Origin of the sequence: Solimonas soli DSM 21787 (assembly GCF_000474945.1) — a bacterium.
GTDB lineage: Bacteria > Pseudomonadota > Gammaproteobacteria > Nevskiales > Nevskiaceae > Solimonas > Solimonas soli.
This window is the reverse complement of sequence record NZ_KI440836.1, coordinates 435,963-458,188: the sequence shown is the minus strand read 5'-3', so window position 1 is coordinate 458,188 and position 22,226 is coordinate 435,963. Positions and strand designations below refer to the sequence as shown.

Annotated in this window: 26 protein-coding genes; 18 read left to right on the top strand and 8 right to left on the bottom strand. The window is 71.2% G+C overall.

Translation table 11 applies throughout. The features are described 5' to 3' along the window. The first annotated feature begins 117 nt into the window (after positions 1-117). Both K344_RS0114240 and K344_RS0114235 read left to right on the top strand, forming a co-directional pair. Positions 118-2,223: an adenosylcobalamin-dependent ribonucleoside-diphosphate reductase gene (locus K344_RS0114240; RefSeq protein ID WP_051362245.1), complete on the top strand. Its 2,106-nt coding sequence runs from the start codon at positions 118-120 to the stop codon at positions 2,221-2,223. A gap of 2 nt (positions 2,224-2,225) precedes the next feature. Next, positions 2,226-2,972: a hypothetical protein gene (locus tag K344_RS0114235; protein WP_028081226.1), complete on the top strand. Its 747-nt coding sequence runs from the start codon at positions 2,226-2,228 to the stop codon at positions 2,970-2,972. 96 nt (positions 2,973-3,068) lie between these two features. Here K344_RS0114235 and K344_RS0114230 read toward each other — a convergent pair whose 3' ends face one another. Beyond that, on the bottom strand, positions 3,069-3,674 hold the full coding sequence (locus tag K344_RS0114230; protein ID WP_028081225.1) for an OmpW/AlkL family protein: 606 nt from the start codon (positions 3,672-3,674) through the stop codon (positions 3,069-3,071). Positions 3,675-3,850: 176 nt separating this feature from the next. On the opposite strand from K344_RS0114230, the gene hemN reads away from it, so the two are divergent. The 16 genes from hemN (at position 3,851) to K344_RS0114150 (ending at position 16,786) form a co-directional block, all read left to right on the top strand. After that, positions 3,851-5,254 carry an oxygen-independent coproporphyrinogen III oxidase gene (hemN, locus tag K344_RS0114225; RefSeq protein ID WP_051362244.1) on the top strand — a complete coding sequence of 468 codons (1,404 nt, stop codon included), beginning with the start codon at positions 3,851-3,853 and terminating at the stop codon, positions 5,252-5,254. A gap of 93 nt (positions 5,255-5,347) precedes the next feature. Then, complete coding sequence (ccoN, locus tag K344_RS0114220; RefSeq protein WP_028081223.1) at positions 5,348-6,781, top strand: cytochrome-c oxidase, cbb3-type subunit I; 1,434 nt, start codon at positions 5,348-5,350, stop codon at positions 6,779-6,781. Continuing rightward, a complete protein-coding gene (gene ccoO / locus K344_RS0114215; protein ID WP_028081222.1) occupies positions 6,778-7,410 on the top strand; it encodes a cytochrome-c oxidase, cbb3-type subunit II in 633 nt (210 codons plus the stop codon). Before ccoN ends, ccoO begins: the two co-directional genes overlap by 4 nt. After that, positions 7,407-7,679, top strand: a complete 273-nt coding sequence (locus K344_RS21855; protein WP_051362243.1) for a cbb3-type cytochrome oxidase subunit 3 — start codon at positions 7,407-7,409, stop codon at positions 7,677-7,679. Before ccoO ends, K344_RS21855 begins: the two co-directional genes overlap by 4 nt. Continuing rightward, positions 7,676-8,575 carry a cytochrome-c oxidase, cbb3-type subunit III gene (gene ccoP / locus K344_RS0114205; protein WP_028081221.1) on the top strand — a complete coding sequence of 300 codons (900 nt, stop codon included), beginning with the start codon at positions 7,676-7,678 and terminating at the stop codon, positions 8,573-8,575. The genes K344_RS21855 and ccoP overlap by 4 nt, the downstream gene beginning before the upstream one ends. Beyond that, positions 8,572-8,880 (top strand): hypothetical protein, encoded by a 309-nt coding sequence (locus K344_RS0114200; RefSeq protein ID WP_028081220.1) that lies wholly within the window; start codon positions 8,572-8,574, stop codon positions 8,878-8,880. The genes ccoP and K344_RS0114200 overlap by 4 nt, the downstream gene beginning before the upstream one ends. Then, on the top strand, positions 8,867-10,366 hold the full coding sequence (ccoG, locus tag K344_RS0114195) for a cytochrome c oxidase accessory protein CcoG (protein WP_028081219.1): 1,500 nt from the start codon (positions 8,867-8,869) through the stop codon (positions 10,364-10,366). Before K344_RS0114200 ends, ccoG begins: the two co-directional genes overlap by 14 nt. 2 nt (positions 10,367-10,368) lie before the next feature. After that, on the top strand, positions 10,369-10,527 hold the full coding sequence (locus K344_RS24125) for a hypothetical protein (protein ID WP_157622945.1): 159 nt from the start codon (positions 10,369-10,371) through the stop codon (positions 10,525-10,527). 19 nt (positions 10,528-10,546) lie between these two features. Beyond that, positions 10,547-10,795 (top strand): hypothetical protein, encoded by a 249-nt coding sequence (locus K344_RS21850; protein ID WP_051362242.1) that lies wholly within the window; start codon positions 10,547-10,549, stop codon positions 10,793-10,795. Then, the gene (locus K344_RS21845; RefSeq protein WP_051362241.1) at positions 10,795-12,999 is read left to right on the top strand and encodes a heavy metal translocating P-type ATPase; all 2,205 of its coding nucleotides are present in this window, start codon (positions 10,795-10,797) and stop codon (positions 12,997-12,999) included. Before K344_RS21850 ends, K344_RS21845 begins: the two co-directional genes overlap by 1 nt. Positions 13,000-13,003: 4 nt before the next feature. Then, positions 13,004-13,138, top strand: a complete 135-nt coding sequence (gene ccoS / locus K344_RS24120; RefSeq protein WP_157622943.1) for a cbb3-type cytochrome oxidase assembly protein CcoS — start codon at positions 13,004-13,006, stop codon at positions 13,136-13,138. A 62-nt stretch (positions 13,139-13,200) separates the two neighbouring features. After that, entirely contained in the window at positions 13,201-13,542 is a 342-nt protein-coding gene (locus K344_RS0114170; protein ID WP_043114503.1) for a TraR/DksA family transcriptional regulator, read from the top strand. A gap of 1 nt (position 13,543) precedes the next feature. Further along, positions 13,544-14,179, top strand: coding sequence for a sulfite exporter TauE/SafE family protein (locus K344_RS0114165; RefSeq protein ID WP_028081218.1), 636 nt, complete (start codon positions 13,544-13,546; stop codon positions 14,177-14,179). Further along, entirely contained in the window at positions 14,176-14,613 is a 438-nt protein-coding gene (locus K344_RS23135) for a thioredoxin family protein (protein ID WP_051362239.1), read from the top strand. The genes K344_RS0114165 and K344_RS23135 overlap by 4 nt, the downstream gene beginning before the upstream one ends. Positions 14,614-14,674: 61 nt before the next feature. Beyond that, positions 14,675-16,162, top strand: a complete 1,488-nt coding sequence (locus K344_RS0114155) for a PAS domain-containing sensor histidine kinase (protein WP_169729301.1) — start codon at positions 14,675-14,677, stop codon at positions 16,160-16,162. A gap of 18 nt (positions 16,163-16,180) precedes the next feature. After that, positions 16,181-16,786: a response regulator transcription factor gene (locus K344_RS0114150; RefSeq protein WP_028081216.1), complete on the top strand. Its 606-nt coding sequence runs from the start codon at positions 16,181-16,183 to the stop codon at positions 16,784-16,786. Positions 16,787-16,796: 10 nt separating this feature from the next. On the opposite strand, the gene K344_RS0114145 is transcribed toward K344_RS0114150, so the two are convergent. The 7 genes from K344_RS0114145 to K344_RS0114115 form a co-directional block, all read right to left on the bottom strand. Next, positions 16,797-17,546, bottom strand: coding sequence for a Crp/Fnr family transcriptional regulator (locus K344_RS0114145; RefSeq protein WP_028081215.1), 750 nt, complete (start codon positions 17,544-17,546; stop codon positions 16,797-16,799). Between the two features lie 332 nt (positions 17,547-17,878). Then, positions 17,879-18,838: a universal stress protein gene (locus K344_RS21835; protein ID WP_051362238.1), complete on the bottom strand. Its 960-nt coding sequence runs from the start codon at positions 18,836-18,838 to the stop codon at positions 17,879-17,881. Between the two features lie 110 nt (positions 18,839-18,948). Continuing rightward, positions 18,949-19,704, bottom strand: coding sequence for an SDR family oxidoreductase (locus tag K344_RS0114135; protein WP_028081214.1), 756 nt, complete (start codon positions 19,702-19,704; stop codon positions 18,949-18,951). A gap of 137 nt (positions 19,705-19,841) precedes the next feature. Continuing rightward, positions 19,842-20,198: a BON domain-containing protein gene (locus K344_RS24485; protein WP_051362237.1), complete on the bottom strand. Its 357-nt coding sequence runs from the start codon at positions 20,196-20,198 to the stop codon at positions 19,842-19,844. A 52-nt stretch (positions 20,199-20,250) separates the two neighbouring features. Then, positions 20,251-21,699 carry a chloride channel protein gene (locus K344_RS21825; protein WP_051362236.1) on the bottom strand — a complete coding sequence of 483 codons (1,449 nt, stop codon included), beginning with the start codon at positions 21,697-21,699 and terminating at the stop codon, positions 20,251-20,253. Between the two features lie 30 nt (positions 21,700-21,729). After that, positions 21,730-22,044 carry a pyrimidine/purine nucleoside phosphorylase gene (gene ppnP, locus K344_RS0114120; RefSeq protein WP_028081213.1) on the bottom strand — a complete coding sequence of 105 codons (315 nt, stop codon included), beginning with the start codon at positions 22,042-22,044 and terminating at the stop codon, positions 21,730-21,732. Continuing rightward, positions 22,044-22,217: a rubredoxin gene (locus K344_RS0114115; RefSeq protein ID WP_028081212.1), complete on the bottom strand. Its 174-nt coding sequence runs from the start codon at positions 22,215-22,217 to the stop codon at positions 22,044-22,046. The genes ppnP and K344_RS0114115 overlap by 1 nt, the downstream gene beginning before the upstream one ends. Positions 22,218-22,226 lie beyond the last annotated feature (9 nt).

Here is a 22,226-nt window from a genome sequence, read left to right as displayed (position 1 = left end):
GCCATCGTGCGGGGGGAGGATGAACCGCAGCCTAACCGAAGCCCCGCGCCGCGATCGCAAATCGCGCCGCTTGTCATTGATCTGGGCGGGTGGACGGCGCCGCCCGGGCGGCGCACGATGCCGCGACGCCCCTTCAGCCCGGCCCGCAACGTGAAGACACGCGAAGCCTCGCAAGCCCTGCCACCGCTGCCGCTGCAGGACGCCTCGGCGGCCATCGCGCAGAGCAAGTATTTCCTGCCCGGCGAGGATCTCGACGGCCTGCGCCGCCGTCTCGCGCGCACGCTGGCCGCCGTCGAAGCGCAGCCGCAGCGCTGGGAGGAAGCCTTCTATCACGCGCTGCACTACGCCTTTCCCGGCGGCCGCATCATGGCCAACGCCGGCGCCGAATCCTTCAAGGCCAATGTCTCGACCATCAACTGCACGGTGTCGCGCACGCTCGACGATTCCATGGCCGGCATCATGGAGGCCGCACGCGAGGCGGCGCTGACGCTGAAGGCCGGCTGCGGCATCGGCTACGACTTCACGACCCTGCGTCCGCAGGGCGCCCACGTCGCCGGCGCCGGCGCGACGACGTCCGGCCCGCTGCCGTTCATGGACGTGTTCGACGCGATCTGCCGCACGGTATCCAGTGCCGGCGGCCGCCGCGGCGCGCAGATGGGCTGTCTCGAAATCAGCCATCCGGATATCGAGAGCTTCGTCACCGCCAAGCGCGAGGCCGGTCGCCTGCGCGCCTTCAATCTGTCGGTGCTGGTCACCGACGCCTTCGTGCAGGCGGTGCTCGACGACACCGACTGGCCGCTGGTGTTCCCGGCGTTCCGGCACGAGATCGGCGCGGTGCCGACCATCTGGCGGCGCTGGCCGGCGCGCGACGCGCTGCACACCGTCAACGAGCGCGGCGAAACCTGCTGCCGCGTGTACCGCACGCTGCGCGCCCGCGCCCTGTGGGATCTGATCATGCGCTCGACGTATGCGTACTCCGATCCCGGCTTCATCCTGATCGACGCCTGCAATCGCATGAACCCGCTGTGGTTCAGCGAGGACATTCGTGCGACCAATCCTTGTGGCGAACAGCCCTTGCCGCCGCACGGCGCCTGCCTGCTCGGGTCCGTCAACCTCGCCGCCTTCGTGCGCAAGCCGTTCACCGCACAGGCGCACTTCGACTTCGAGCATTACGCGAAGGTGGTGCGCGTGTTCGCGCGCCTGCTCGACAACGTCTGCGAGATCAGCGGCCTGCCGCTGCCCGAGCAGCGTGCCGAGATCGCCCGCAAGCGCCGTCACGGCATGGGCTACTTCGGGCTCGGCTCGTCGCTCACCATGCTCGGCCACGTCTACGGCGACACGCCGTCGCTGGCCTTCACCACGGCGGTCACGCAGACGCTGGCACTGGAGAACTGGCGCGCGGCGCTGGCGATCGCGCGCGAGAAGGGGCCGGCACCGGCGCTGCGCGAAGACATCGAACTGACGCCGCGCCACCTCGCGCAGAACCCGGCGCTGGCGCGCGACGGCCACAAGGCCGGCGAGCGGCTGCCGGCGCGCCTGCTGCACGCGCGCTACGCGCCGCACCTGCAGGCGATCGCCACGCTCGACGCCGCGCTGATCGACGATCTCGCGCAGGTCGGCGCGCGCTACACGCACGCCACGTCGATCGCGCCGACCGGCACCATGGCCGCGTCGGTCGGCAACAACGCCAGCAACGGCATCGAACCGTCGTTCGCGCACAGCTACGTGCGCAACATGATCGTGCCCGGCGAGAAGGCCAAGCGCGCCGTGCGCATGGAGTCGTATGAGCTGCTCGCCTACCGCGCGCTGGTCGACGCGAATGTCGATGCCGAACGGTTGCCGCGCGCGTTTGCGGCGGCCGGAGAGATCGCGCCGCAAGCGCACATCGCCGTGCAGGCGGCGGCGCAGGCCTGGATCGACTCGTCGATCTCCAAGACCATCAACGTGCCTTCGGACATCGGCTTCGATGCCTTCAAGGATCTCTATCTGCACGCCGTCGCCCAGGGCCTGAAGGGCTGCACTACCTTCCGCTTCAATCCCGAGGTGCACCAGGGCGTGCTGGTGCGCGAGGCCGACCTGGCGGCGACGACCTACGAATTCCAGCTCGCCGACGGCAGCCGCGTGCAGCTGCCGGGCGACGCGCTCGTCGAATACGAAGGCGGGCGCTACAGCGCCGCCAATCTCTACGACGCCCTCAAGGAAGGGTTCTACGGGAAGCTCTAGCCATGGCCGAAGAAAAAGCCCCGGTGCAAATCGCGCAGAAGATCGTCGGCTGGTCGGTGCGGCACAAGGCGCCGGCCAACGACGCCGCCGCCGACGTCGATCCGCGCACGCTGCGCATCGAGCGGCGCGAGGAAGGCAGCTGGGAATCGGTGACGACCAAGATCAACCTGACCTCGTCGAGCGGCAGCAAGACGCTCTACTTCGTCATCGGCTTCGGCGTGGTCTGCGGGCGCCAGAACGGCGAGCGCGTCTGCATCGAGCGGCCGCTGGAATTCTTCGTGCCGGCCGGACAGACCGCCGCCGAGCATCAATGGGTGTCGGCGACCATGCGCACGCTCTCGCTCGCCGCGCGCGGCGGCTTCCTCGTCAAGGCGCTCGCCGATCTGCGCAAGGTGTCCTGGGACCGCGGCCCGGTGTGGTACGGCAAGAGCCGCAGCGGCAAGGGCATGGTGCACGATTCCGAAGTCGCGGCCATCGCCTGGGCGATCGAGCAGGAACTCTACAAGCGCGGCTATCTCGACGAAAGCGGCGACGAGCGCCCGCTCGCCGAGCTGATCGCGCAGTACGCGAGAACCCGCCGCTACCGCGACACGCTGCCGCTCGACAATCCGAGCGCCGCCGCGGCACCCGACGCCGCGCCGCACACGCCGTTCACCCTCGCCGAGCGCTGCCCGCAATGCCGCGGCGAGATGGCGATGAAGGACGGCTGCCCGACCTGCCTGGATTGCGGCTATTCGAAGTGCGGCTGAGGCTCGACGTCGGCTTCCGCGCCGTGGCGTCGCCGCTGCGGCGCGCGACGGCATGCGGCGCAGGCGGCGTTGCGGACGCCGCCTGCGTCGTGATCCTCAGAAGCGATAGCCGACGCTGATGCCGTAGCCGAGCGGATCGATCGCGACGTCGCCGATCGATTCGCCGTTGACCTTCGCCTTGGTGTCGATGTCGAAGTAGCGCACGTCGGCGACCACGCTCCAGCGCGGCGCGACATCGACGGCGAGGCCGACCACGCCGGCGAGGCCGAAGGAATCGTCGAGCTCGAGCTTGGCGCCTTCCAGCGCGCCGCGCGTTTTCTCGTCGAAGAACATCGTGTAGTTGAGGCCGGCGCCGATGAACGGATGCACGGTCTGGCTGACGTTCGGATACCAGACGAGCGACAGCGTCGGCGGCAGGTGGCGCGTGCTGGCGACCTTGTCGCCGCCGTCCTTGAGCTTGATGTCGTGCTTGAACGGCACGGCGACGAGCAGGTCGACGGCGAGCTGCGGCGTCACGAAGTAGTCGACGCTGCCGGTGAGGCTGAAGGCGCCGTCGACGCTGACGACGTCGCTGTTGTCGCTCTTGGGATCGACGTAATGCCCGCCGACGCGCACCGCCCACGGCGTCTCGGCGGCGGTGGCGACGGTGGAGGCGAGCAGCGCGGCGCAGGCGGCGGCGACGGCGGTCAGTGTTCTGTTCATGCTGGTTTGCTCCTTTGCAGTGTGGGCGCAGTCTTCATGTCGACGCCATGCACCGCATTGACGCGCATCAGTGCGATATCGGGCATTGCCGCGTACGCGCGCCGTGCTTGATCGCGATCAAGGCGCCGGCTTGAACACGCTTCGAGAATCGCGGCGTTTTCCCACCGGACGCCGTCATGAAACCCGTTCCAGATTCCCGCCGCGATGCCGATCTCGACGCGGAACTGATCTATCGCTACGGCGGCTCGCTGCCGCGCTACACCTCGTATCCGACCGCGCTGCAGTTCACGCCGTCGTTCGGCGTGGCGGCCCTGCGCGAGGCGCTCGACCGCCGGCGCGCGGATCCCGCGGCGCGTCCGCCGTCGCTCTATGTGCACGTGCCGTTCTGCGCGAATCCCTGCTTCTACTGCGCCTGCACGCGCGTCATCACGCGGCAGCGCGAGATCGTCGAGCGTTACGCCGAGCGGCTGCTGCGCGAAGCCGTGCTGTGGGGCGCCTTGTGGGACGGCCTGCCGCGCGGCGTGCGCCAGCTGCACTTCGGCGGCGGCACACCGACCTCGTTCGACGATACGCAGCTGGCGCGGGTGATGACGGCGCTCGACCGGCAGTTCGGCTTCGATGCCGGCGAGGCGCGCGAGTTTTCCGTGGAGGTCGATCCGCGCACGGTGGACGCGGAACGCCTGCAGGTGCTCGCCCGGCTCGGCTTCAACCGCATCAGCTTCGGCGTGCAGGATCTCGACGCGCGCGTGCAGGCGGCGATCAACCGTGAACAGCCGGCGGCGCTGAGCGCGGCGGCGATCGACGCGGCGCGCGCGGCCGGCTTCCGCTCGGTCTCGGTCGATCTGATCTACGGTCTGCCGCTGCAGACGCCGGAGTCCTTCGCGCGCACGCTCGCCGAAGTGGCGGCGATGCAGCCGGACCGCATCGCCGTCTACGCCTACGCGCATCTGCCCGCGCAGTTCGGCGCGCAGCGGCAGATCCGCCCGGAGCAGCTGCCGAACGCGGCGGCGCGCCTGGCGCTGTTCAGGCGCGCCGTCGAGGTGTTCGGCGCGGCCGGCTACCGGCGCATCGGCATGGACCATTTCGCGCTGCCCGGCGACGAGCTGGCGCGCGCCCTCGACGACGGCACGCTGCAGCGCAATTTCCAGGGCTATTCGACGCAGGCCGGCCAGGACCTGATCGGCCTCGGCATGAGCGCGATCAGCCGCATCGGCGACTGCTACGCGCAGAACAGCAAGCAGCTCGACCGCTACATCGCCTGCATCGACGACGGCGTGCTGCCGACCGAGCGCGGCCTGCGGCTCGACGCCGACGATCTCCTGCGCCGCGACGTGATCGATCGCGTGATGTGCGGCGGCGTGGTCGACGCGGAGGCGATCTCCGGCGCCCACGGCGTCGAGCTGTGGGCCTATTTCGCGGACTGTCTGCCGCAGCTGCTCGACTTCGAGCGCGACGGCCTGCTGCGCGTCGACGCCGACGGCCTCACCGTGACGCCGCGCGGCCGGCCGCTGGTGCGCAACATCGCCCGCGTCTTCGACCGCTACGCCAGCGGGCCGGCGCGCCACTCGTCGGCGATCTGAGTGCGCAGGCACACAGATTGACGGCGATCAATGCCGCCCCCCGCGCCGTCCCCGACACTGCCGCGGCAATTCGTATTAAAGGGATAACCCGAGATGAGTACAACGCTCGCTGTCACGCCGCAGTACCACGACGAGGTCGTGCGGCGCTTCACGGTGATGACCGTGGTCTGGGGACTGGTCGGCATGACGGTGGGCGTGTTCATCGCCGCCGAACTGCTGTGGCCGCTCCTCAACTTCGACATTCCCTGGCTGACCTACAGCCGCCTGCGCCCGCTGCACACCAATGCGGTGATCTTCGCGTTCGGCGGCTCCGGGCTGATCGCCACGTCCTACTGGGTCGTGCAGCGCACCTGCCGCGCGCCGCTGTTCCTGCCCAAGCTCGCCATGTTCACCTTCTGGGGCTGGCAGGCGGTGATCGTCGCCGCGGCGATCACGCTGCCGCTGGGCATCACCCAGGGCAAGGAATACGCCGAGCTGGAATGGCCGATCGACCTGCTGATCGCCGTCGTCTGGGTCGCCTACGCGGTGGTGTTCTTCGGCACCATCGCCAAGCGCACGGTGAGCCACATCTACGTCGCCAACTGGTTCTACGGTTCGTTCATCATCGCCGTGGCGGTGCTGCACATCGTCAACAGCGCGGCGATCCCGATCTCGCTGACCAAGTCGTACTCGGCCTACGGCGGCGCCGTCGACGCCATGGTGCAGTGGTGGTACGGCCATAACGCGGTCGGCTTTTTCCTCACCGCCGGCTTCCTCGGCATGATGTATTACTTCGTGCCGAAGCAGGCCGGCCGGCCGATCTACTCCTACCGCCTCTCGGTCGTGCACTTCTGGGCGCTGATCAGCGTCTACATGTGGGCCGGCCCGCACCATCTGCACTACACGGCGCTGCCGGACTGGGTGCAGTCGCTCGGCATGGTGTTCTCGCTGATCCTGCTGGCGCCGAGCTGGGGCGGCATGATCAACGGCATCATGACGCTGTCGGGCGCCTGGCATAAGTTGCGCGAGGACCCGATCCTCAAGTTCCTGATCGTCTCGCTGTCGTTCTACGGCATGTCGACCTTCGAAGGTCCGATGATGTCGATCAAGACCGTCAACGCGCTGTCGCACTACACCGACTGGACCATCGGCCACGTGCACAGCGGTGCGCTCGGCTGGGTGGCGATGATCACCTTCGGCTCGGTCTACGCACTGATTCCGAAGCTGTGGAACAAGCCGGCGATGTACAGCGTGCCGGCCATCAACCTGCACTTCTGGCTGGCGACCATCGGCACCGTGCTCTACATCGTCGCCATGTGGATCGCCGGCGTCATGCAGGGCCTGATGTGGCGCGCCACCGAGGCCGACGGCTCGCTGACCTACAGCTTCATCGAGAGCCTGAAAGCGACGTATCCCTTCTACGCGATGCGCCTCGCCGGCGGCCTGATCTTCCTGGCGGGCATGGTGATCATGGTCTGGAACACCTGGAAAACCATCATGTCGCCGACGGTCGCGAGCGTCGGCGTCACCGCGGAGGCGCACGCATGAACCACGAAAAGATCGAGAAGAACGTCGGCCTGCTCGCCGTGCTCACGGCGGTCGCCATCAGCTTCGGCGGTTTCGTCGAGATCGTGCCGCTGATGTCGGAACAGGCCAAGACGCAGCCGGCCGCCGGCATGAAGACGCGCACGCCGCTCGAAGTCGCCGGCCGCGACATCTACATCCGCGAGGGCTGCTACAACTGCCACTCGCAGATGGTGCGCTCGCTCGCCGAGGAGGTGCTGCGCTACGGCCCGGCCGCTCAGGCCGCCGAATCGGTCTGGGACCATCCGTTCCAGTGGGGCAGCAAGCGCACCGGCCCCGACCTGTCGCGCGTCGGCGGCCGCTACTCGGACGACTGGCACCGCATCCACCTGATGAACCCGCGCGACGTGGTGCCGGAATCGAACATGCCGGGCTACCCCTGGCTTGCCGAACAGGCGCTCGACGGCGCCGACGTGCAGGCCGAGATGCGCGCGCTGTCGCGCGTCGGCGTGCCGTTCAGCGAGGCCGACATCGCCGCCGCGCCGCAGGCCGTCGCCGGCAAGACCAGGCTGGAGGCGCTGATCGCCTTCCTGCAATCCCTCAAGGCGCCGGTGCCGCCGGCCGCCGCTTCCACACAAGGAGATGCGTCATGATCAGCGGCATCATCACCGCGGCGCTCCTGCTGTCCTTCCTCGGCATCGCGGCCTGGGCGTACTCGGCGCGCAACCGCGAGCGCTTCGCCGACGCCGCTTCACTGCCCTTGACGGACGAAACGCCCGCAGGGCGGCCATCGTCCCTCGCCCGCGTAGCGGGAGAGAGGCGGACGGCGCGCGGACGCAGGCGGTGGGGCGAGGGGGACGACGTGCCGCTCGGCGTCGAATCCGCCTGCTGCCCGCCGGCGCGGCAGGGAGAGCGCTCATGAGCGGCCTCGATCTCGTCTGGCACTGGACCGTCATCGTCATCACGGTCGCCTCGATCGTCGGCGCGCTGTGGCTGCTGTTCGCCAACGCGCGCGGCAAGCCCGGCGAAGCCGACACCGGCCACGTCTGGGACGACGACCTGCGCGAGTACAACAATCCGCTGCCGCGCTGGTGGCTGAACCTGTTCGTCATCACCATCGTCTTCGGCGTCGGCTACTTCGCGCTCTATCCGGGGCTCGGCAACTTCGCCGGGCGTCTCGGCTGGACCTCGCAGCAGCAGATGCAGCAGAGCCTCGATGGCTACCGCGCGCAGCGTGACCACCAGTTCGCGGCCTTCCACGAGCGCGATGTGGCGACGCTGGCCGGCGATCCGGCGGCGCGTGCCGCCGGCCGCAGCGTGTTCCTCAACAACTGCGCCGGCTGCCACGGCGCCGATGCCAAGGGCGCGCTCGGTTTTCCGAACCTCACCGACAAGGACTGGCTGTACGGCGGCACGCCGGAAGCGATCGTTGCCTCGGTCACCTTCGGTCGCAACGGCACCATGCCGCCGTTCAACGGCGCGATCGACGCCGCGACGGTGAAGGCGCTGGTGCGCTACGTCGGCCACTGGAACGATCCGGCGCTCGACGCGGCGACGCGCGAGCAGGCGCAGAAGCAGTTCGCGATCACCTGCGCCGCCTGCCACGGCCCGGACGGCCACGGCAACCCGGCGCTCGGCTCGGCCAATCTCACCGACGACATCTGGCTGCACGGCGGCAGCAGCGAGCGCATCCGCGAGACCATCCTGTTCGGCCGCAAGAGCGCGATGCCGGCGCACGAGAAGATCCTGACCGCGGACGAGATCAAGGTCGTCTCCGCCTACGTGTACAGCCTGTCGCAGAACGGGACACAGCCTTGAGCGAGCCGCACGAGCACGGCCCCGAGGACGCCGCGGCGATCGTCGCCGCGGCGCGGCGGCGCGCGCTCGGCGGCAGCCGCGAGTTCCGCCAGATCAGCGCCGTGCTGTGGGCTTCGTTCCTCGGCGCCACGGCCTCGCTCTGCACCCTGCTGCTGCTGCCCGGCGAAGGCTGGCTGCCGCTCAACACGCCGCCGAAGCTGGCGATCGGCTTCATCGTGCTGTGGCTGCTGGCGCTGATTCCGGCGCTGATCGCCGCCGTGCTGGCGGCGCCGTCCGTGGCGGAGGACGACGATGGCACACGGTGAGCGCGGCGCGCCGGCGGAGCAGCCGGTCCTGCTCTATCAGTCGTCGGGCAAGATCTACCCGCGCGACGTGCACGGCCGCTACGCGCGCCTGCGCGTGGCGGCGATGCTGGCGCTGCTCGGCCTGTTCTACGGCCTGCCGTGGCTGCGCTTCGGCGGCACGCCGCTGGTGCTGTTCGACCTGCCGGCGCGCCGCTTCCACGTCTTCGGCCTCACCATCGTGCCGCAGGATTTCTATCTGCTCGCGGCGCTGCTGCTGGCCGCCGCGCTGACGCTGTTCTTCTTCACCACGCTGGCCGGCCGCCTGTGGTGCGGCTACGCCTGCCCGCAGACGGTGTGGACCGAAGCGTTCCTGTGGATCGAGCGCCTGTTCGAGGGCGACCGCCACATCCGCATGAAGCTCGACCGCGGGCCGTGGGACGCCAACAAGCTGCTGCGCAAGGGCGGCAAGCATCTGGCGTGGGCGGCGTTCGCGCTGTTCACCGGCTTCAGCTTCGTCGCCTACTTCGTGCCGACCACGACCCTGATCGACGAGATCGCGCACGGCGCGCTGTCCGGCTGGTCGCTGTTCTGGGTGCTGTTCTACGCCTTCGCGACCTGGGGCAACGCCGGCTTCATGCGCGAACAGGTCTGCAAGTACATGTGCCCGTATGCGCGCTTCCAGAGCGCGATGTTCGATCGCGACACGCTGATCATCGCCTATGACGAGAAGCGCGGCGAACCGCGCAAGAGCGTGTTCAGGAAGCTCCTGCAGCAGCGCGCGCCGAGCGCCGCCGCGGTGCTGGCCGGCGAGCGCGCCGAGCACGAGTTCGACGCTGCGACGCTCAAGCAGGGCGACTGCATCGACTGCTCGCTGTGCGTGCAGGCCTGCCCGGTCGGCATCGACATCCGCAAGGGCCTGCAGTACGAATGCATCGCCTGCGCCGCCTGCATCGACGCCTGCAACGAAGTGATGGACCAGGTGCACAGGCCGCGCGGCCTGATCCGCTACAGCAGCGCCCGCCACGACGCCGGCGGCCGGTTCCATATCGTGCGCGGCCGCGCGCTCGGCTACGGCGCCGTGTGGCTCGCGGTGCTGATCGCCACGGCGACGCTGATCGTCACGCGCAGCCCCTTCGATCTCGACGTGGTGCGCGACCGCAAGCAGCTCTATCGCGAGCTCGCCGACGGCAGCATCGAGAACGTCTACGCGGTCAAGCTCTCCAACAAGCAGGAGCGCGAGCGCCGCTACGCGATCCGCGCCGAGTTCATCGACGGCACGCCGGCCAGCGTCGAGCCGGACCGCTTCAGCGCCGGCCCCGGCCAGCACGTGTCGATGACGGTCGCCGCGCGCGCACACGGCGCGCATCCGAGCGTCGCCCGGCTGCGCTTCACGGTGACCGCCGACGACGGTCCCGGTACGCGGCGCAGCCGCACCGCCACTTTCCTGTCGGACGGTCGTGAACACGACGCCGACGCCGACGAGCCTCACGAACACCCCGGAGACTGACCATGGAACGCGCACAAGCCTCACGCTTCGGCATCGAATTCTTTCTGCTCATCGCCCTGCCGCTCGCGGTCATCATCGCCGGCGCGGCGACCATGACGCTGGCCTACAACGGCGGCTTCACGCCGTTGCCGGAGAGCCAGCACCTCGTCAATCCGCGCTGAGCGCGGTGCAGGCATCGCCATGTCCACGCCGGATGCCGCGCGTCGCTACAGCGGCCCGAGCCTGGCCCTGCACTGGCTGACCTTGCTGCTGCTCGCCGCGGTCTACACGTGCGGCGAGTTGCGCGAGGACTATCCGGAGGGCAGCGACATGCGCCGGCTGCTGAAGACCCGGCACTTCATGCTCGGCCTCGGCGTGCTCGTGCCCGGCCTGCCGCGGCTCGCCCTGCGCCGCATGCCGTCGGCGCGCCGCCGGGACGGAGCGCGCTGATGACGTCGGCCGCCGCCGACTGGTCGGTCTACGACCGCCCGGAGCTGCGCGACAGCGTCAGCGCGATGGCCGGCGACGGCCTGCGCGAGGTGCTGCTCGGCATCGACGGCATGCATTGCGCGTCGTGCGCCGCCAGCATCGAGCGCGCGCTGGCGCCGCTCGCCGCCCAGGTGCAGATCGACGTCGCCGCGCGCACCGCGCAGCTGCGCTTCGATCCGCGGCAGAGTTCACTGTCGGCGCTGCTCGGCGCCATCGAGGCGGCCGGCTTCAAGCCCAGGGTGTTCGCGCAGGACGCGTCGCTGAACCGCGACCGCCGCGCCGCGCGCGAGGAGCTGGCGCGCATCGGCGTCGCCGTGCTGTGCGCGATGCAGGTCATGATGCTGGCCTGGCCCACTTACGGCCGCGAGGCGAGCGGCATCATGGCGCCGATGCTGGCGCTGCTGCGCTGGACGCAATGGCTGTTGGCGACGCCGGGCGTGCTCTACGCCGGCTGGCCGTTCTTCGTCCATGCCGCGCGCTCGCTGCGCGCGCGCCGCGTCGACATGGACGTGCCGATCGCCGTGTCGCTGGCGATCGCCTACGGGGTCTCCGCCTGGCGCGTGCTGGCCGGCGGCGGCGAGCTGTATTTCGACTCGGCGACCATGTTCGTCATGCTGCTGTCCGGCGCGCGCTGGCTCGAAGGCCGCTCGCGCGGCGTCGCCACCGGCCATCTGCGGCGCCTGCTCGGCGCGCGCAAGCTGACCGCGACCCGCGTCGGCGCGGCCGGCGACGAAACCGTCGCGCTCGCGCAGATCGCGCGCGACGACATCCTCAGGATCGCGCCCGGCGAGGCGGTGCCGGTCGACGGCCGCCTGCTCGACGACGACGCCGAGCTCGACGAAGCGCTGCTCAGCGGCGAGGCACGGCCGGTGCAACGCCACGCCGGCGCGACGCTGCTCGCCGGCAGCCTCAACGTCGGCGCGACGGCGATCCGCGTGCGCGCCGAGGCGCTCGGTCACGACACCTGGCTGGCGCAGATCACCGCCGTGCTCAACCGCGCGGCGCGCGAACGCCCGCCATTCCAGCAGACCCTCGACCGCATCGCCGGCGTGTTCTCGCTGCTGATCCTCGGGCTCGCCGCGCTGACGGCCGCGCTGTGGTGGCCGCTGAGTCCCGAGCACGCCCTGTCGGCGGCGCTCGCCGTGCTGGTCGCCAGCTGCCCGTGCGCGCTGTCGCTGGCCGGGCCCCTGGCCTTCGCCGCCGGCAGCGGCCGCCTTGCCCGCCTCGGCGTGCTGGTGGCACGGCCGCGCGTGCTCGGCCGGCTCGCCGCCGTCGACACCGTGATCTTCGACAAGACCGGCACGCTGACGCGCATGCAGCCGGTGGTGGAGGACACCGAGCTGCTGGGCGGCGCGCGCGCCGGCGACAGCGCCGCGCGCTGCCTGGCGATCGCCGCCGCGCTCGAACGACCCTTCACGCATCCCATCGCCCTGGCCTTTCGCGCCTACGACCGGCAGTTGCCGGTCGCCGCCCTGCACAGCGTCGCCGGGCGCGGCATCAGCGGCCGCGTCGAGGACGTCGCCTACAGCATCGGCGCCGACGACGGCATGCTGGCGCCGCTCGCCGATCCGGCCGCGACCGCCATCGTGCTGCGTCGCGACGGCCGGCCCCTGGCGCGCTTCGCGCTGCGCGCGCCGGCGCGCGAGGACGCCGTCGCCGCGGTCGCCGCGCTGCGCGAGCAGGGCTGCGACGTGCAGCTGCTGACCGGCGACGCCGAAGCCCCGGCGCGGGCGCTGGCGCAGGCGGTCGGCATCGATCACCTGCGCGCGCGCATGAGCCCGCAGGGCAAGCTCGCGCATCTGCGCCAGCTGCAGGGCACCGGACACGTGGTGATGGCGGTCGGCGACGGCATCAACGACGCACCGCTGCTGGCCGGCGCCGACGTCGCCTGCGCGATGCCGCAGGGCGCGGCGCTGGCGCAGGCGCAGGCCGATCTGCTGCTGGTCGGCGATTCGCTGCGGCCGCTGACCGCGGCGCCGGCGCTGGCGCGCGTCATCCGCCGCCGCATCGTGCAGAACATCGCCTGGGCACTGGCCTACAACGCCTTCGTGCTGCCGCTGGCCATGGGCGGCGTGCTGCTGCCGTGGATGGCGGCGCTCGGCATGTCGCTGTCCTCGCTGCTCGTGGTGTTGAACGCGCTGCGCCTGCCGCGCGTGGAGGGATGAGGTCATGGAAATCCTGTACCTGATGATTCCGCTCGGCGTGGTGCTGGTCGCCGCCGCCGGCGCGGCGCTGATCTGGGCGGTGCGCGACGGCCAGTACGACGATCTCGACGGCGTCGCGCGGCGCATGCCCGACGACTGACGCAGATCAAGGCGCGCGGGGGGGCGCGCGGCGACACTGCCAGCATGGAGGCATTGTTTCCCATGTGCACATCGACCCGGATTCCCGACCCCCGCGCCCGCCTGCTGGCCTTGCGCGCCGACTACGCGGCGCGCCTCGAACGTCTCGAACGTGACGGCGCGCACCGCGACGCGCCGCTGCCGGCCGGCTTCGCCGAACAGGCGGTCGCCACCGAGAACGACGAAACGCTGACCGCGCTCGCCGACGCGGCGCGCGCCATCCTCGGGCAGATCGACCACGCGCTGCAGCGCCTCGACGCCGGCCTCTGGGGGCTTTGCGAACAATGCGGCGAGCGCATCGCCGAGGCGCGCCTGCGGCATCTCCCGGAAGCGACGCGCTGCCAGCACTGCGCAGGCAAGGCCTGAGATGCTGGAACTCGGCGTACCCGGCATGCTGGCCGCGGGCCTGGCGCTGTCGCCGCACTGCAGCCTGATGTGCGGCGCCGTGCAACGCCTGGCGCTGCCGCCGTCGCGGCGTTCGCTGTGGCGCGCGCTGCTGCCGCTGCACGCCGGCCGTGTCGCCGGTTACGCATCGTTCGGCGCGCTGGCCGGCGGCAGCGGACCGCTGCTGACGCGCGCGCTGCCGTCGCCGGCGCTCGGACTCGGCCTGCAGCTGGCCGGCGCCGCGCTGCTCATCGTCTTCGGCATCCGCCAGCTGCGGCGCCGCGTGCCGGCCTGCTGCGGGCCGAAGCCGGCGCCCGGCGTCGCCCGGCAGTTCGTCGCCGGCCTCGGCTGGGCGCTGCTGCCCTGCGCGCAGCTCTACTTCGCGCTGTCGGCCGCCGCGCTCGCCGGTTCGGCGCGGCACGGCGGCGCGCTGCTCGCCGCGTTCGCGATCGGCGGCAGCCCCTTGCTGGCGGCCAGCGGCTACAGCTTCGCCGGCATGGATCGCCTGCGCCAGGCGCCGGGCCTGGCGGCCGCGCTGATGATCGGCGTCGGCCTCGTCGGCTTCGTCGCCTCGGCGCTGTTGCCGCTGCTGCATCCCGCCTGGTGCCTGCCGCGATGAGCGCGCTCAAGCCGGCGGACCCCTGCCTGGCCTGCGCGGCCACCGATGCCGCACCGCTCACCGAGCGCTGCGAGCGCTGCGGGGCCGAGGCGCCCGCCGTGCCGCCGTTCGCCCTGCGCGCCGACAACTTCGTCGCCGAGCTGCGTGCGACGGCGGTGACCATCGCCCTCTACCGCTCCGACGACTGCGCGCCCTGCCGCAAGCTCGCGCCGGTCTTCGACCAGGCGGCGGCCTGCCGGCGCCATCTGCGCTTCGCGGTCTGCGACGTCGACGCCGATCCGCTGCTCGCCGAGGCCCAGCACATCGCCAACCTGCCGACGATCGTCGTCTATGCCGGCGGCCGCGAGCGGGCGCGGATCAGCGGCACCATGCGCCTGTCGGCGCTGCTCGACTGGATCGCCTTCCAGACCGATGCGCTGGTCGCCGCCCGCTGACGGCGCGGCGCCGCCGGGCGTTAAGATGCGCCGGTCCGGTCCGCCGAGTTTCGGGACGTTCATGGCGTCATACCCTTCCATTGCCGACGATCCGCTGCGCGCCCTGCTCGACGCGGCGGTCGACGCCATCGTGCTGATCGACGCGCAGGGGCTCGTGGTCGGCTTCAACCGCTCGGCCGAGCAGCTGTTCGGCTACCGCGCGGCCGAAGTGCACGGCTGCAACGTCAGCATGCTGATGCCGCAGCCGTACCGCGGCGAGCACGATGCCTACATCGACCGCTACGCGCACACCGGCGAACGCCGCATCATCGGCATCGGCCGCGAGGTGGTGGCGCAGCGCAAGGACGGCAGCACCTTCCCGATCGATCTTTCGGTCGGCGAGTTCAGCAACGCCGGCGTGCGCGGCTACGTCGGCATCCTGCGCGACATCTCCGAGCGCAAGCGTCACGAGGCCATGCTGCGGCAGAACGGCGAGGAGCTGCGCCGCATTTTCGAGTACGCGCCGACGGCGATGACGACGACCGACCTCGAAGGCCACATCCTGCGCGCCAACCGCGCCTGCGCCGAGCTGCTCGGCTGCCGCATCGAGGAGCTGGTCGGCAAGCGCCACAGCGATCTGGTGCACGCCGAGGATCGGCCGCGGCTGCTCGCCGCCTACGCGCAACTGCGCGAGGAGGGCGGCGAGTTCCGCCAGGAATTCCGCTATCCGCGCCGCGACGGCACCGAGATGCAGGCGCTGCTCTACAGCGCGGCGGTCGCCGACGACGGCCGGCAGCAGATGATCATCAGCGAGCTCGTCGACCGCAGCGCGCTGCTGGCCGCCAACCGCGAGGCGGAGGCGCTGCGCGGCAGGCTGACGCACGCGGCGCGCGTCGGCCAGCTCGGCGAGATGGTCAGCGGCATCGCGCACGAGGTGAACCAGCCGCTGACGGCGATCGCCAACTACGCGCATGCCTGCCGGCGCCTGCTGCAGTCCGGCGACGCGACGCCGGCCGACCTGATCGCGCCGCTCGAGAAGATCGCCACGCAGGCCGAACGTGCCGGGCAGGTGATCCGCGGCCTGCGCACGCTGGCGCGCCGCGGCGAGACGCCGCGCCAGACCCTGCAGGTCAACCAGCTGGTGCGCGAGGTGCTGCCGCTGATCGAGTTCGACGCGCGCCAGGCCGGCATCCGCCTGCGCATGCAGCTCGCCACCGGCCTGCCGCCGGTGCATTGCGACGAGGTGCAGATCCAGCAGGTGGTGCTCAACCTGGTGCGCAACGCGGTCGAGGCCATGAACGGCGCGCGCAGCAGCGATGTCATCGACATCGTCACCTCGACGCAAGAGCCGCGCTTCGTCGAGATCGTGGTCATGGACAGCGGCCCCGGCATCGCGCCGGAAGCGGCGGACCGCCTGTTCGAGCCGTTCTACACCACCAAGCCGCAGGGCATGGGCCTGGGCCTGTCGATCTGCCAGTCGATCGCCATCGCCCATGGCGGCGAACTAAGCTATTACGTCAACGAACGCGCCGGCGCCACCTTTGCTCTGCGCCTGCCGCGCCTCGACTGAGGTGGAGCGGGGGGATTCATGAGCGATGGCCTGGTCTACATCCTCGACGACGAGGAGGCGGTCTGCGACAGCGTGACGCTGCTGCTCAAGAGCGTGCGCCTGCCGGCCCGCAGCTTCAGCGATCCCGACGCCTTTCTTGCCGACTGGCGCGCCGACTGGCGCGGCTGCCTGCTGCTCGACGTGCGCATGCCGCGCATGAGCGGCCTCGACGTGCAGCGCCTGCTCCGCGAGCGCGGCAACCGCCTGCCGATCATCTTCATGACCGGCCACGGCGACGTGCCGATGGCGGTCGAGGCGATGCGCGCCGGCGCCTTCGACTTCCTGCAGAAGCCGTTTCACGACGAGGATCTGCTCAGCCGCGTGCGGCGTGCGCTGAGCAGCGACGCCAAGCAGGCCGAGGCCGGCCGCCAGCGCGCCGACATCGAGCGGCGCTATGCCGCGCTGACGCCGCGCGAGCGCGAGATCGCGCAGCGCCTCGTCGACGGCCACGCCAACAAGGTGATCGCCATCGAGCTCGGCCTGTCGGAGCGCACGGTGGAACTGCATCGCGCGCACATCATGCAGAAGATGGACGTGCGCGCGCTCGGCCCGCTGGTGCAGATGCTGCTGTCGCTGCGCGGCTGACCGCCGGGCCTCAGGCGGCGCGCGCCATCTTGTCGGCGGCCGGCCGGTCCTGCGCGCAGCGCCGCAGCGCCTCGGCGTCGAGAACCTGCACCGAAGCACCGTCGCAGACGATCACGCCATCCAGCTGCAGGCGCGTGAACATGCGCGACACGGTTTCCGTGGCCAGGCCCAGGAAGCGGCCGAGATCGACGCGCGTCATCGGCAGCGTGAAGCGGTCGATCTGCGTGCCGAACAGGCGCTGGCGGCGCTGCAGCTGGGCGAGCAGGAAGCCGGCGATGCGCGACGGCGCCGAACGCCGTTCGTTCTGCAGGCGTTCGTGCAGGCGCTCGAACTCGTGGCCGAGATCGTCGTAGAGATGTTCGGCGACACGCTCCGACTGCTGCATTTCCGCGCGCAGCACGTCGAGCGGCAGGCGGCAGACGCGCGTCGTGCACAGCGCCACGGCCTCGGTGCCGCGCACCTTCTGGCCGATCTCGTCGAGGCCGATGGCGTCGCCCGGCAGACGGAAGGCGACGATCTCCTCGTCGCCCTGCAGGGAATGGCGCCGTGACTTCAGGGCGCCGCTCTGCACGATGTAGACCGCGTTGGCGTTGTCGCCGATGCGATGCAGGCTCTGCCCGCGCTGCAGCGTCAGCACGCCGATCACGCCGGCGTCGGCATGGTGCTCGGCTTCCTGCAGGGCGGCGCCCAGGCAGCCGCCGTGGCGCAGGCAATTGCGGCAGGGATCCGCGCTGCCGGCGTGGTCAATGTCTTGCGTCATGGCGGTTTCTCCCGAACCTCGAATGTGCAGCTAAGGTAGGCTCGGGGCCGCTCGCCGCCCATACGGAATTCCGCGTACAGCTCTTGCGGCAACTACGTGGGCGCCTGTCGCCTGCCAGGGGTCTGTTGCCGTGATGAGCGTCGCCGTGACCGGGATCGTTTCGGCCCGGCGCAAGGCACGCGGCGCGCCATGTGCGCGATGTGCATGAACGGCGAGAGACGCCGCGCTGGGCCCAAAATGGTCCGGCCCTCGGAAAGTCGCCCGGCGGCTTGCCCTTGGACGGGGACCCGGTGCCGGACGGCTTCACGCCCACGCGCAACGCGTCAACGGGCCTAGGCCGCCTCGCGCATCGCGGCGGCGCGGCGGGCGGCGATCGCGTCGCGCAGCGCCCGCTCCGTTGCGTCCGGCTTGATGACCAGCACGCTGCAGCTCAGCTCGTCGAGCACGGCCGCCGCGGTGCTGCCGAACAGCAGCCGTTCCAAGCCGCTGTGCTGCGCCGCGCCGAGCACCAGCAGATCGGCGTCGCACTGCCGCGCGAAGCGCGCCAGCGCCGCGGCCGGCGGTCCGCCGAGGAAGTGGCGACGTTCGGGCGGCACGCCGTGCGCGTCGGCGAGCGCCGTGAAGGCATCGAGATGCGTCTCGCGCAAGGTCTCGTACAGCTCCTGCGTGACCATCACCGCGGGATCGGCGGCGGCCGCCGCCGGCAGCGCGAAGGCGTAGGCCAGGTGCAGGCGCGCCTGCGTCGCATAGGCGAGGCCGAGCGCGTGGTCGAACAGCTTGTTGTTCAGCGCATCGTCGGCGCCGCGCAGGGCGTCGGCGGCGACGATGACGCGGCGCGGCGTGATCTGCTCGCTGTGCACCAGCAGCAGCGGGACCGGACACTCGCGCAACAGCTGCCAGTCCAGCGCGTGCATCAGCACGCGGCGCAGGCCGCTGCGCATCTCGACGTCCTTGACGACCAGCGCGGCGCCGGATTCGACGACGTGCGCGAGGATTTCGTCGAGCGCGTGCCGGCTCCACACCGCCTCGGTCGTCACCTCGATGCCGTCGGCGCGCAGGTCGGCGGCCTGCCCGGCGAGCCAGTCGCGGCGCTGGCGCAGGAAGGTGTCGCGCAGCCCGCGCTGGTCCTCGGCGCGCAGGCGCGCGACCAGATCGAGCGTCGCGCTGTGGTCGAACACGGCAATGTGCAGCGCCGCGCCGGTGGCGCGCGCCAGGACCGCCGCCTGGCGCAGGGCCGGCGAGCGCTGCAGGTCCGGTCGGGCGATCAGGAGGATGCGTTCATACGGTTTCATGGCGGACGCGGCGACAGGCAGGGACGCCGCAGCATCGCCAGCGCGGCGCGGCCCCGCCATGACCCGGATCAATGCCCTGCGGCGGCCGATGTCCGCCGGAAAAGGTCCGCTCAGAAATGCGCGAGGTAGCCGCCGTCGACCGCGAGCGTCTGGCCGGTGATGTAGGAGGCCGCCGGCGAGGCGAGGAAGACCACCGCGCCGGCGATCTCCCGCGGCTCGCCCCAGCGACCGAACGAGGTGCGTCGCGCCAGCCAGCCGGCGACGCCGGCGTCGGCCACCATCGCGGCATTCGCCTCGGTGGCGAAATAGCCGGGCGCGACGGCGTTGACGCCGATGCCGCGCGGGCCGAGTTCGGCGGCGAGCGCGCGCGTCAGCGCGTCGAGCCCGCCCTTGGCGGCGGTATAGGCGGCGTCGCCGCCGCGCGCGATCGGTCCGGCGATCGACGTGATGTTGACGATGCGGCCGCCGCTGCGCATCAGTGCCGCCGCGCAGCGCGCGAGATGGAAGGGCGCGACCAGGTCGATCTCGAGCAGCCGGCGCAGCGCGGCCGCATCGAGCGCGTCGAGGGCGCGGCGGTCGCGCGCGCTGGCGTTGTTGACGAGGACGTCGAGGCGGCCGTGCCGCTCGGCGACGCCGCGCAGGGCGCCTTCGGCGGCGGCTTCGTCATCGAGCGCGAAGACCAGGGGCGCCGCCGAGCCGCCTTCGGCCACGATCGCCCGCACCGCCGCGTCGACGCGCGCACGGTCACGGCCGTGCACGCAGACCTGCGCGCCGGCCCGCGCCAGGGCCAGCGCGATCTGCAGGCCGAGCCCGCGCGAAGCGCCGGTCACGACGGCGACGCGATCGCGCAACGAGAAATCGGACATGCGTGCACCGGCGGACGGGGGCCGCCATCGTAGCGGCTGCGCGCGGCGGGCAAAAATCAGGCGGCCGCCGATGCCGACGGCCGCCTCAGGGCTCCGGTGAAGGAGCGGGGCAAGGGTGCCGTTTCGAGTGCCCGGTTTCAGGCCTCGAGCTGGTCGTCCTTGACGGCGCGCACGCCGGCGACCCGGCGCGCCAGCTCGACGGCGCGGTAGACGCGCGTCGGCGAGCTGACGTGGCCGCTGAGCATGACCACGCCGTTGACCGTGGTGACGCCGATCGTCTCGTCCTGCAGGCGATGATCCTGCGCGAGCAGCGCGACGACGCGCTCGGTGATCGCCATGTCCTCGGCGCTCGAACGCGGCAGCGGGTGGGTATAGAACGTGCCGGGTCGCACGTAGACGGTGTCCGGATGGGCCCGGAGGTCCCCGGCCTGCGCGCCGGCGCACAGCAGCAGGGCGGCGGCGGCCAGCAGGCTGGCGGCGTGCGGAATCTTCATACGTCCTCCTCGCGCAGTGGCGGCGCCCCGATGCGGGCGCCCCTGCGAGCTCTTACGGGCCGCCGTCGATTCTGGATGCGCGACCCGTATCGCCGCTGAACGCCGAGGGCGTATCGCCGGAAGACGCAGCCTCGCCGGCGGGCGGCGCCGGCACGGCTGTTGCCGCCGCCGAGGCGGTATCTGCCTCCTGCGCATGCGCGGCCGGAGCCGGCGCGCGCTCGCCGGGGGGCGCCAGCAGATCGCCCATCAGGGCCTGGTACAGCGAGTTGCGCCAGACCAGCCTGGCGGTGCCGGCGCCGAGCAGCGCGGCGCCCATCAGCGGCAGGATCATCTTCTGGCCCAGCGTCATCTCGGCGACGATCACCGCCGCCGTCAGCGGCGCCTGCGTGGCGCCGGCGAAGTACGCCGCCATGGTCAGCAGGACGATGGCGGCGGCCGGCGCGAAGTCCACGCAGCGTGCGATGTCGGCGCCGAGCCCGGCACCGATCGCCAGCGAGGGCGAGAAGATGCCGCCGGGAATGCCGCTGACGTAGGACAGCCAGGTCGCCGCCGCCTTGAGCAGCGGAAACCAGGCCGACAGCGCGTCGGGCGCGCCGAGCAGCGCGCGCGTCTCGCCGTAGCCGCTGCCGTAGGTGGCGCCGCCGGCGACCAGCCCGATCAGGCCGACGAGCAGCCCGCACAGCAGCGCCCAGCGCAGGCCGATGCGCTGCAGGTAATGTCGCGCGGCGCGCGTGCCGGCGAACAGGAAGCGGCTGAACAGGCCGCCGCAGAGCCCGCCGGCGAGGCCGCAGATCAGCACCGCGCGCCACTGCGAAAGATGCGTGACGTGGGTGTCGACGATGCCGAGATAGACGCGGTCGCCGAGCACGGCGATCGCCACCATGGCGGCGATGATGACCAGCATCAGCAGGGTGCCGCTGGCCTTTTCCTCGAGGCTCGAGGCGAGCTCCTCGAACGCGAAGACGATGCCGGCGATCGGCGTGTTGAACGCCGCGGCGATGCCGGCCGCACCGCCGGCGAGGATCAGGCTGCGCTGCACGCGCGGGCTGTAGCGCGCGCCGGCGAGATTGGCGATCGCCGCGCCGATCTGCACGGTCGGCCCCTCACGGCCGACCGAGGCGCCGCAGAGAATGGCGATCACCGTCAGCAGCGGTTTCAGCAGCGCGACCGGCAGGGCCAGCATGCGGCGTCGCAGTTCGGCGTCGTGGTGCCGCAGCACGGCGAGCACCTGCGGAATGCCGCTGCCGGCGGCGCTCGGCACGAAGCGGCGCGTGAAGCCGACGATGGCGACGAGGCCGATCGGCACGGTGAGCAGCGACAGCAGCGGCAGCCACTGCGTCGCCTCGACGATGCGCGCGTGCGCCCAGTCGGCGCCGCGCGCGAACAGCGCGGCGATCAGGCCGATCGCCGCTGCCGCCGTCCAGTAGCGCACGCGTGGCCGCCACAGCAGCCAGTTGCGCGCCAGATGCCTCCGCCAGCCTGCCAGCCTGCCGGCGTTCACCGCGAGCGTTCCGACTCGCGGCGCATGGCGTCAGCCGAAGTGGCAGACGTAGTGCAGGGTTTCGAGCGTTTCAATGTCGAACGACGAGTTGCCGGGCGCGTCGAAGCTCTGGCCGCCGCGGTACTCGTTCCAGTCCTGATGGCCGGCCAGGCGCACGCGGCAGCGGCCGTCGAGCAGCTCCATGCGCTCCGGCGCGCCGGTGCCGAAGTTGAGGGTCGACGGCAGGATCACGCCGACCGATTTCTTGGTGCCGTCGGCGAACAGCACGGTGTGGCTGACGCACTTGCCGTCGAAATAGACGTTGGCCTTCTTGACGACCGAAACAGCGTCGAATTGCGTGCTCATCAGTCGGTCTCGACCATCTCGAAGTCGGCCTTGGACGCGCCGCAATCCGGACAGCTCCAGTCGGCCGGCACGTCGGCCCAGCGCGTGCCCGGCGGGATGCCGTCGTTCGGCGCACCGAGTTCTTCGTCATAGACCCAGTCGCAGATCACGCAGCGCCACTTCTTGAACGGCATAACTCTCTC

What these genes read in the sequence shown, in the direction of transcription:
- ppnP (WP_028081213.1), bottom strand. Translation starts at nt 22,044, where the DNA reads ATGAGCACGCAATTCGACGCTGTTTCGGTCGTCAAGAAGGCCAACGTC.
- K344_RS21845 (WP_051362241.1), top strand. Translation starts at nt 10,795, where the DNA reads ATGACGTCGGCCGCCGCCGACTGGTCGGTCTACGACCGCCCGGAGCTG.
- K344_RS0114170 (WP_043114503.1), top strand. Translation starts at nt 13,201, where the DNA reads ATGTGCACATCGACCCGGATTCCCGACCCCCGCGCCCGCCTGCTGGCC.
- K344_RS0114230 (WP_028081225.1), bottom strand. Translation starts at nt 3,674, where the DNA reads ATGAACAGAACACTGACCGCCGTCGCCGCCGCCTGCGCCGCGCTGCTC.
- K344_RS0114115 (WP_028081212.1), bottom strand. Translation starts at nt 22,217, where the DNA reads ATGCCGTTCAAGAAGTGGCGCTGCGTGATCTGCGACTGGGTCTATGAC.
- ccoG (WP_028081219.1), top strand. Translation starts at nt 8,867, where the DNA reads ATGGCACACGGTGAGCGCGGCGCGCCGGCGGAGCAGCCGGTCCTGCTC.
- K344_RS0114150 (WP_028081216.1), top strand. Translation starts at nt 16,181, where the DNA reads ATGAGCGATGGCCTGGTCTACATCCTCGACGACGAGGAGGCGGTCTGC.
- ccoO (WP_028081222.1), top strand. Translation starts at nt 6,778, where the DNA reads ATGAACCACGAAAAGATCGAGAAGAACGTCGGCCTGCTCGCCGTGCTC.
- K344_RS0114235 (WP_028081226.1), top strand. Translation starts at nt 2,226, where the DNA reads ATGGCCGAAGAAAAAGCCCCGGTGCAAATCGCGCAGAAGATCGTCGGC.
- K344_RS0114240 (WP_051362245.1), top strand. Translation starts at nt 118, where the DNA reads ATGCCGCGACGCCCCTTCAGCCCGGCCCGCAACGTGAAGACACGCGAA.
- ccoS (WP_157622943.1), top strand. Translation starts at nt 13,004, where the DNA reads ATGGAAATCCTGTACCTGATGATTCCGCTCGGCGTGGTGCTGGTCGCC.
- K344_RS0114165 (WP_028081218.1), top strand. Translation starts at nt 13,544, where the DNA reads ATGCTGGAACTCGGCGTACCCGGCATGCTGGCCGCGGGCCTGGCGCTG.
- hemN (WP_051362244.1), top strand. Translation starts at nt 3,851, where the DNA reads ATGAAACCCGTTCCAGATTCCCGCCGCGATGCCGATCTCGACGCGGAA.
- K344_RS21850 (WP_051362242.1), top strand. Translation starts at nt 10,547, where the DNA reads ATGTCCACGCCGGATGCCGCGCGTCGCTACAGCGGCCCGAGCCTGGCC.
- K344_RS0114145 (WP_028081215.1), bottom strand. Translation starts at nt 17,546, where the DNA reads ATGACGCAAGACATTGACCACGCCGGCAGCGCGGATCCCTGCCGCAAT.
- ccoN (WP_028081223.1), top strand. Translation starts at nt 5,348, where the DNA reads ATGAGTACAACGCTCGCTGTCACGCCGCAGTACCACGACGAGGTCGTG.
- K344_RS24125 (WP_157622945.1), top strand. Translation starts at nt 10,369, where the DNA reads ATGGAACGCGCACAAGCCTCACGCTTCGGCATCGAATTCTTTCTGCTC.
- K344_RS23135 (WP_051362239.1), top strand. Translation starts at nt 14,176, where the DNA reads ATGAGCGCGCTCAAGCCGGCGGACCCCTGCCTGGCCTGCGCGGCCACC.
- K344_RS0114155 (WP_169729301.1), top strand. Translation starts at nt 14,675, where the DNA reads ATGGCGTCATACCCTTCCATTGCCGACGATCCGCTGCGCGCCCTGCTC.
- K344_RS21835 (WP_051362238.1), bottom strand. Translation starts at nt 18,838, where the DNA reads ATGAAACCGTATGAACGCATCCTCCTGATCGCCCGACCGGACCTGCAG.
- K344_RS21855 (WP_051362243.1), top strand. Translation starts at nt 7,407, where the DNA reads ATGATCAGCGGCATCATCACCGCGGCGCTCCTGCTGTCCTTCCTCGGC.
- ccoP (WP_028081221.1), top strand. Translation starts at nt 7,676, where the DNA reads ATGAGCGGCCTCGATCTCGTCTGGCACTGGACCGTCATCGTCATCACG.
- K344_RS24485 (WP_051362237.1), bottom strand. Translation starts at nt 20,198, where the DNA reads ATGAAGATTCCGCACGCCGCCAGCCTGCTGGCCGCCGCCGCCCTGCTG.
- K344_RS0114135 (WP_028081214.1), bottom strand. Translation starts at nt 19,704, where the DNA reads ATGTCCGATTTCTCGTTGCGCGATCGCGTCGCCGTCGTGACCGGCGCT.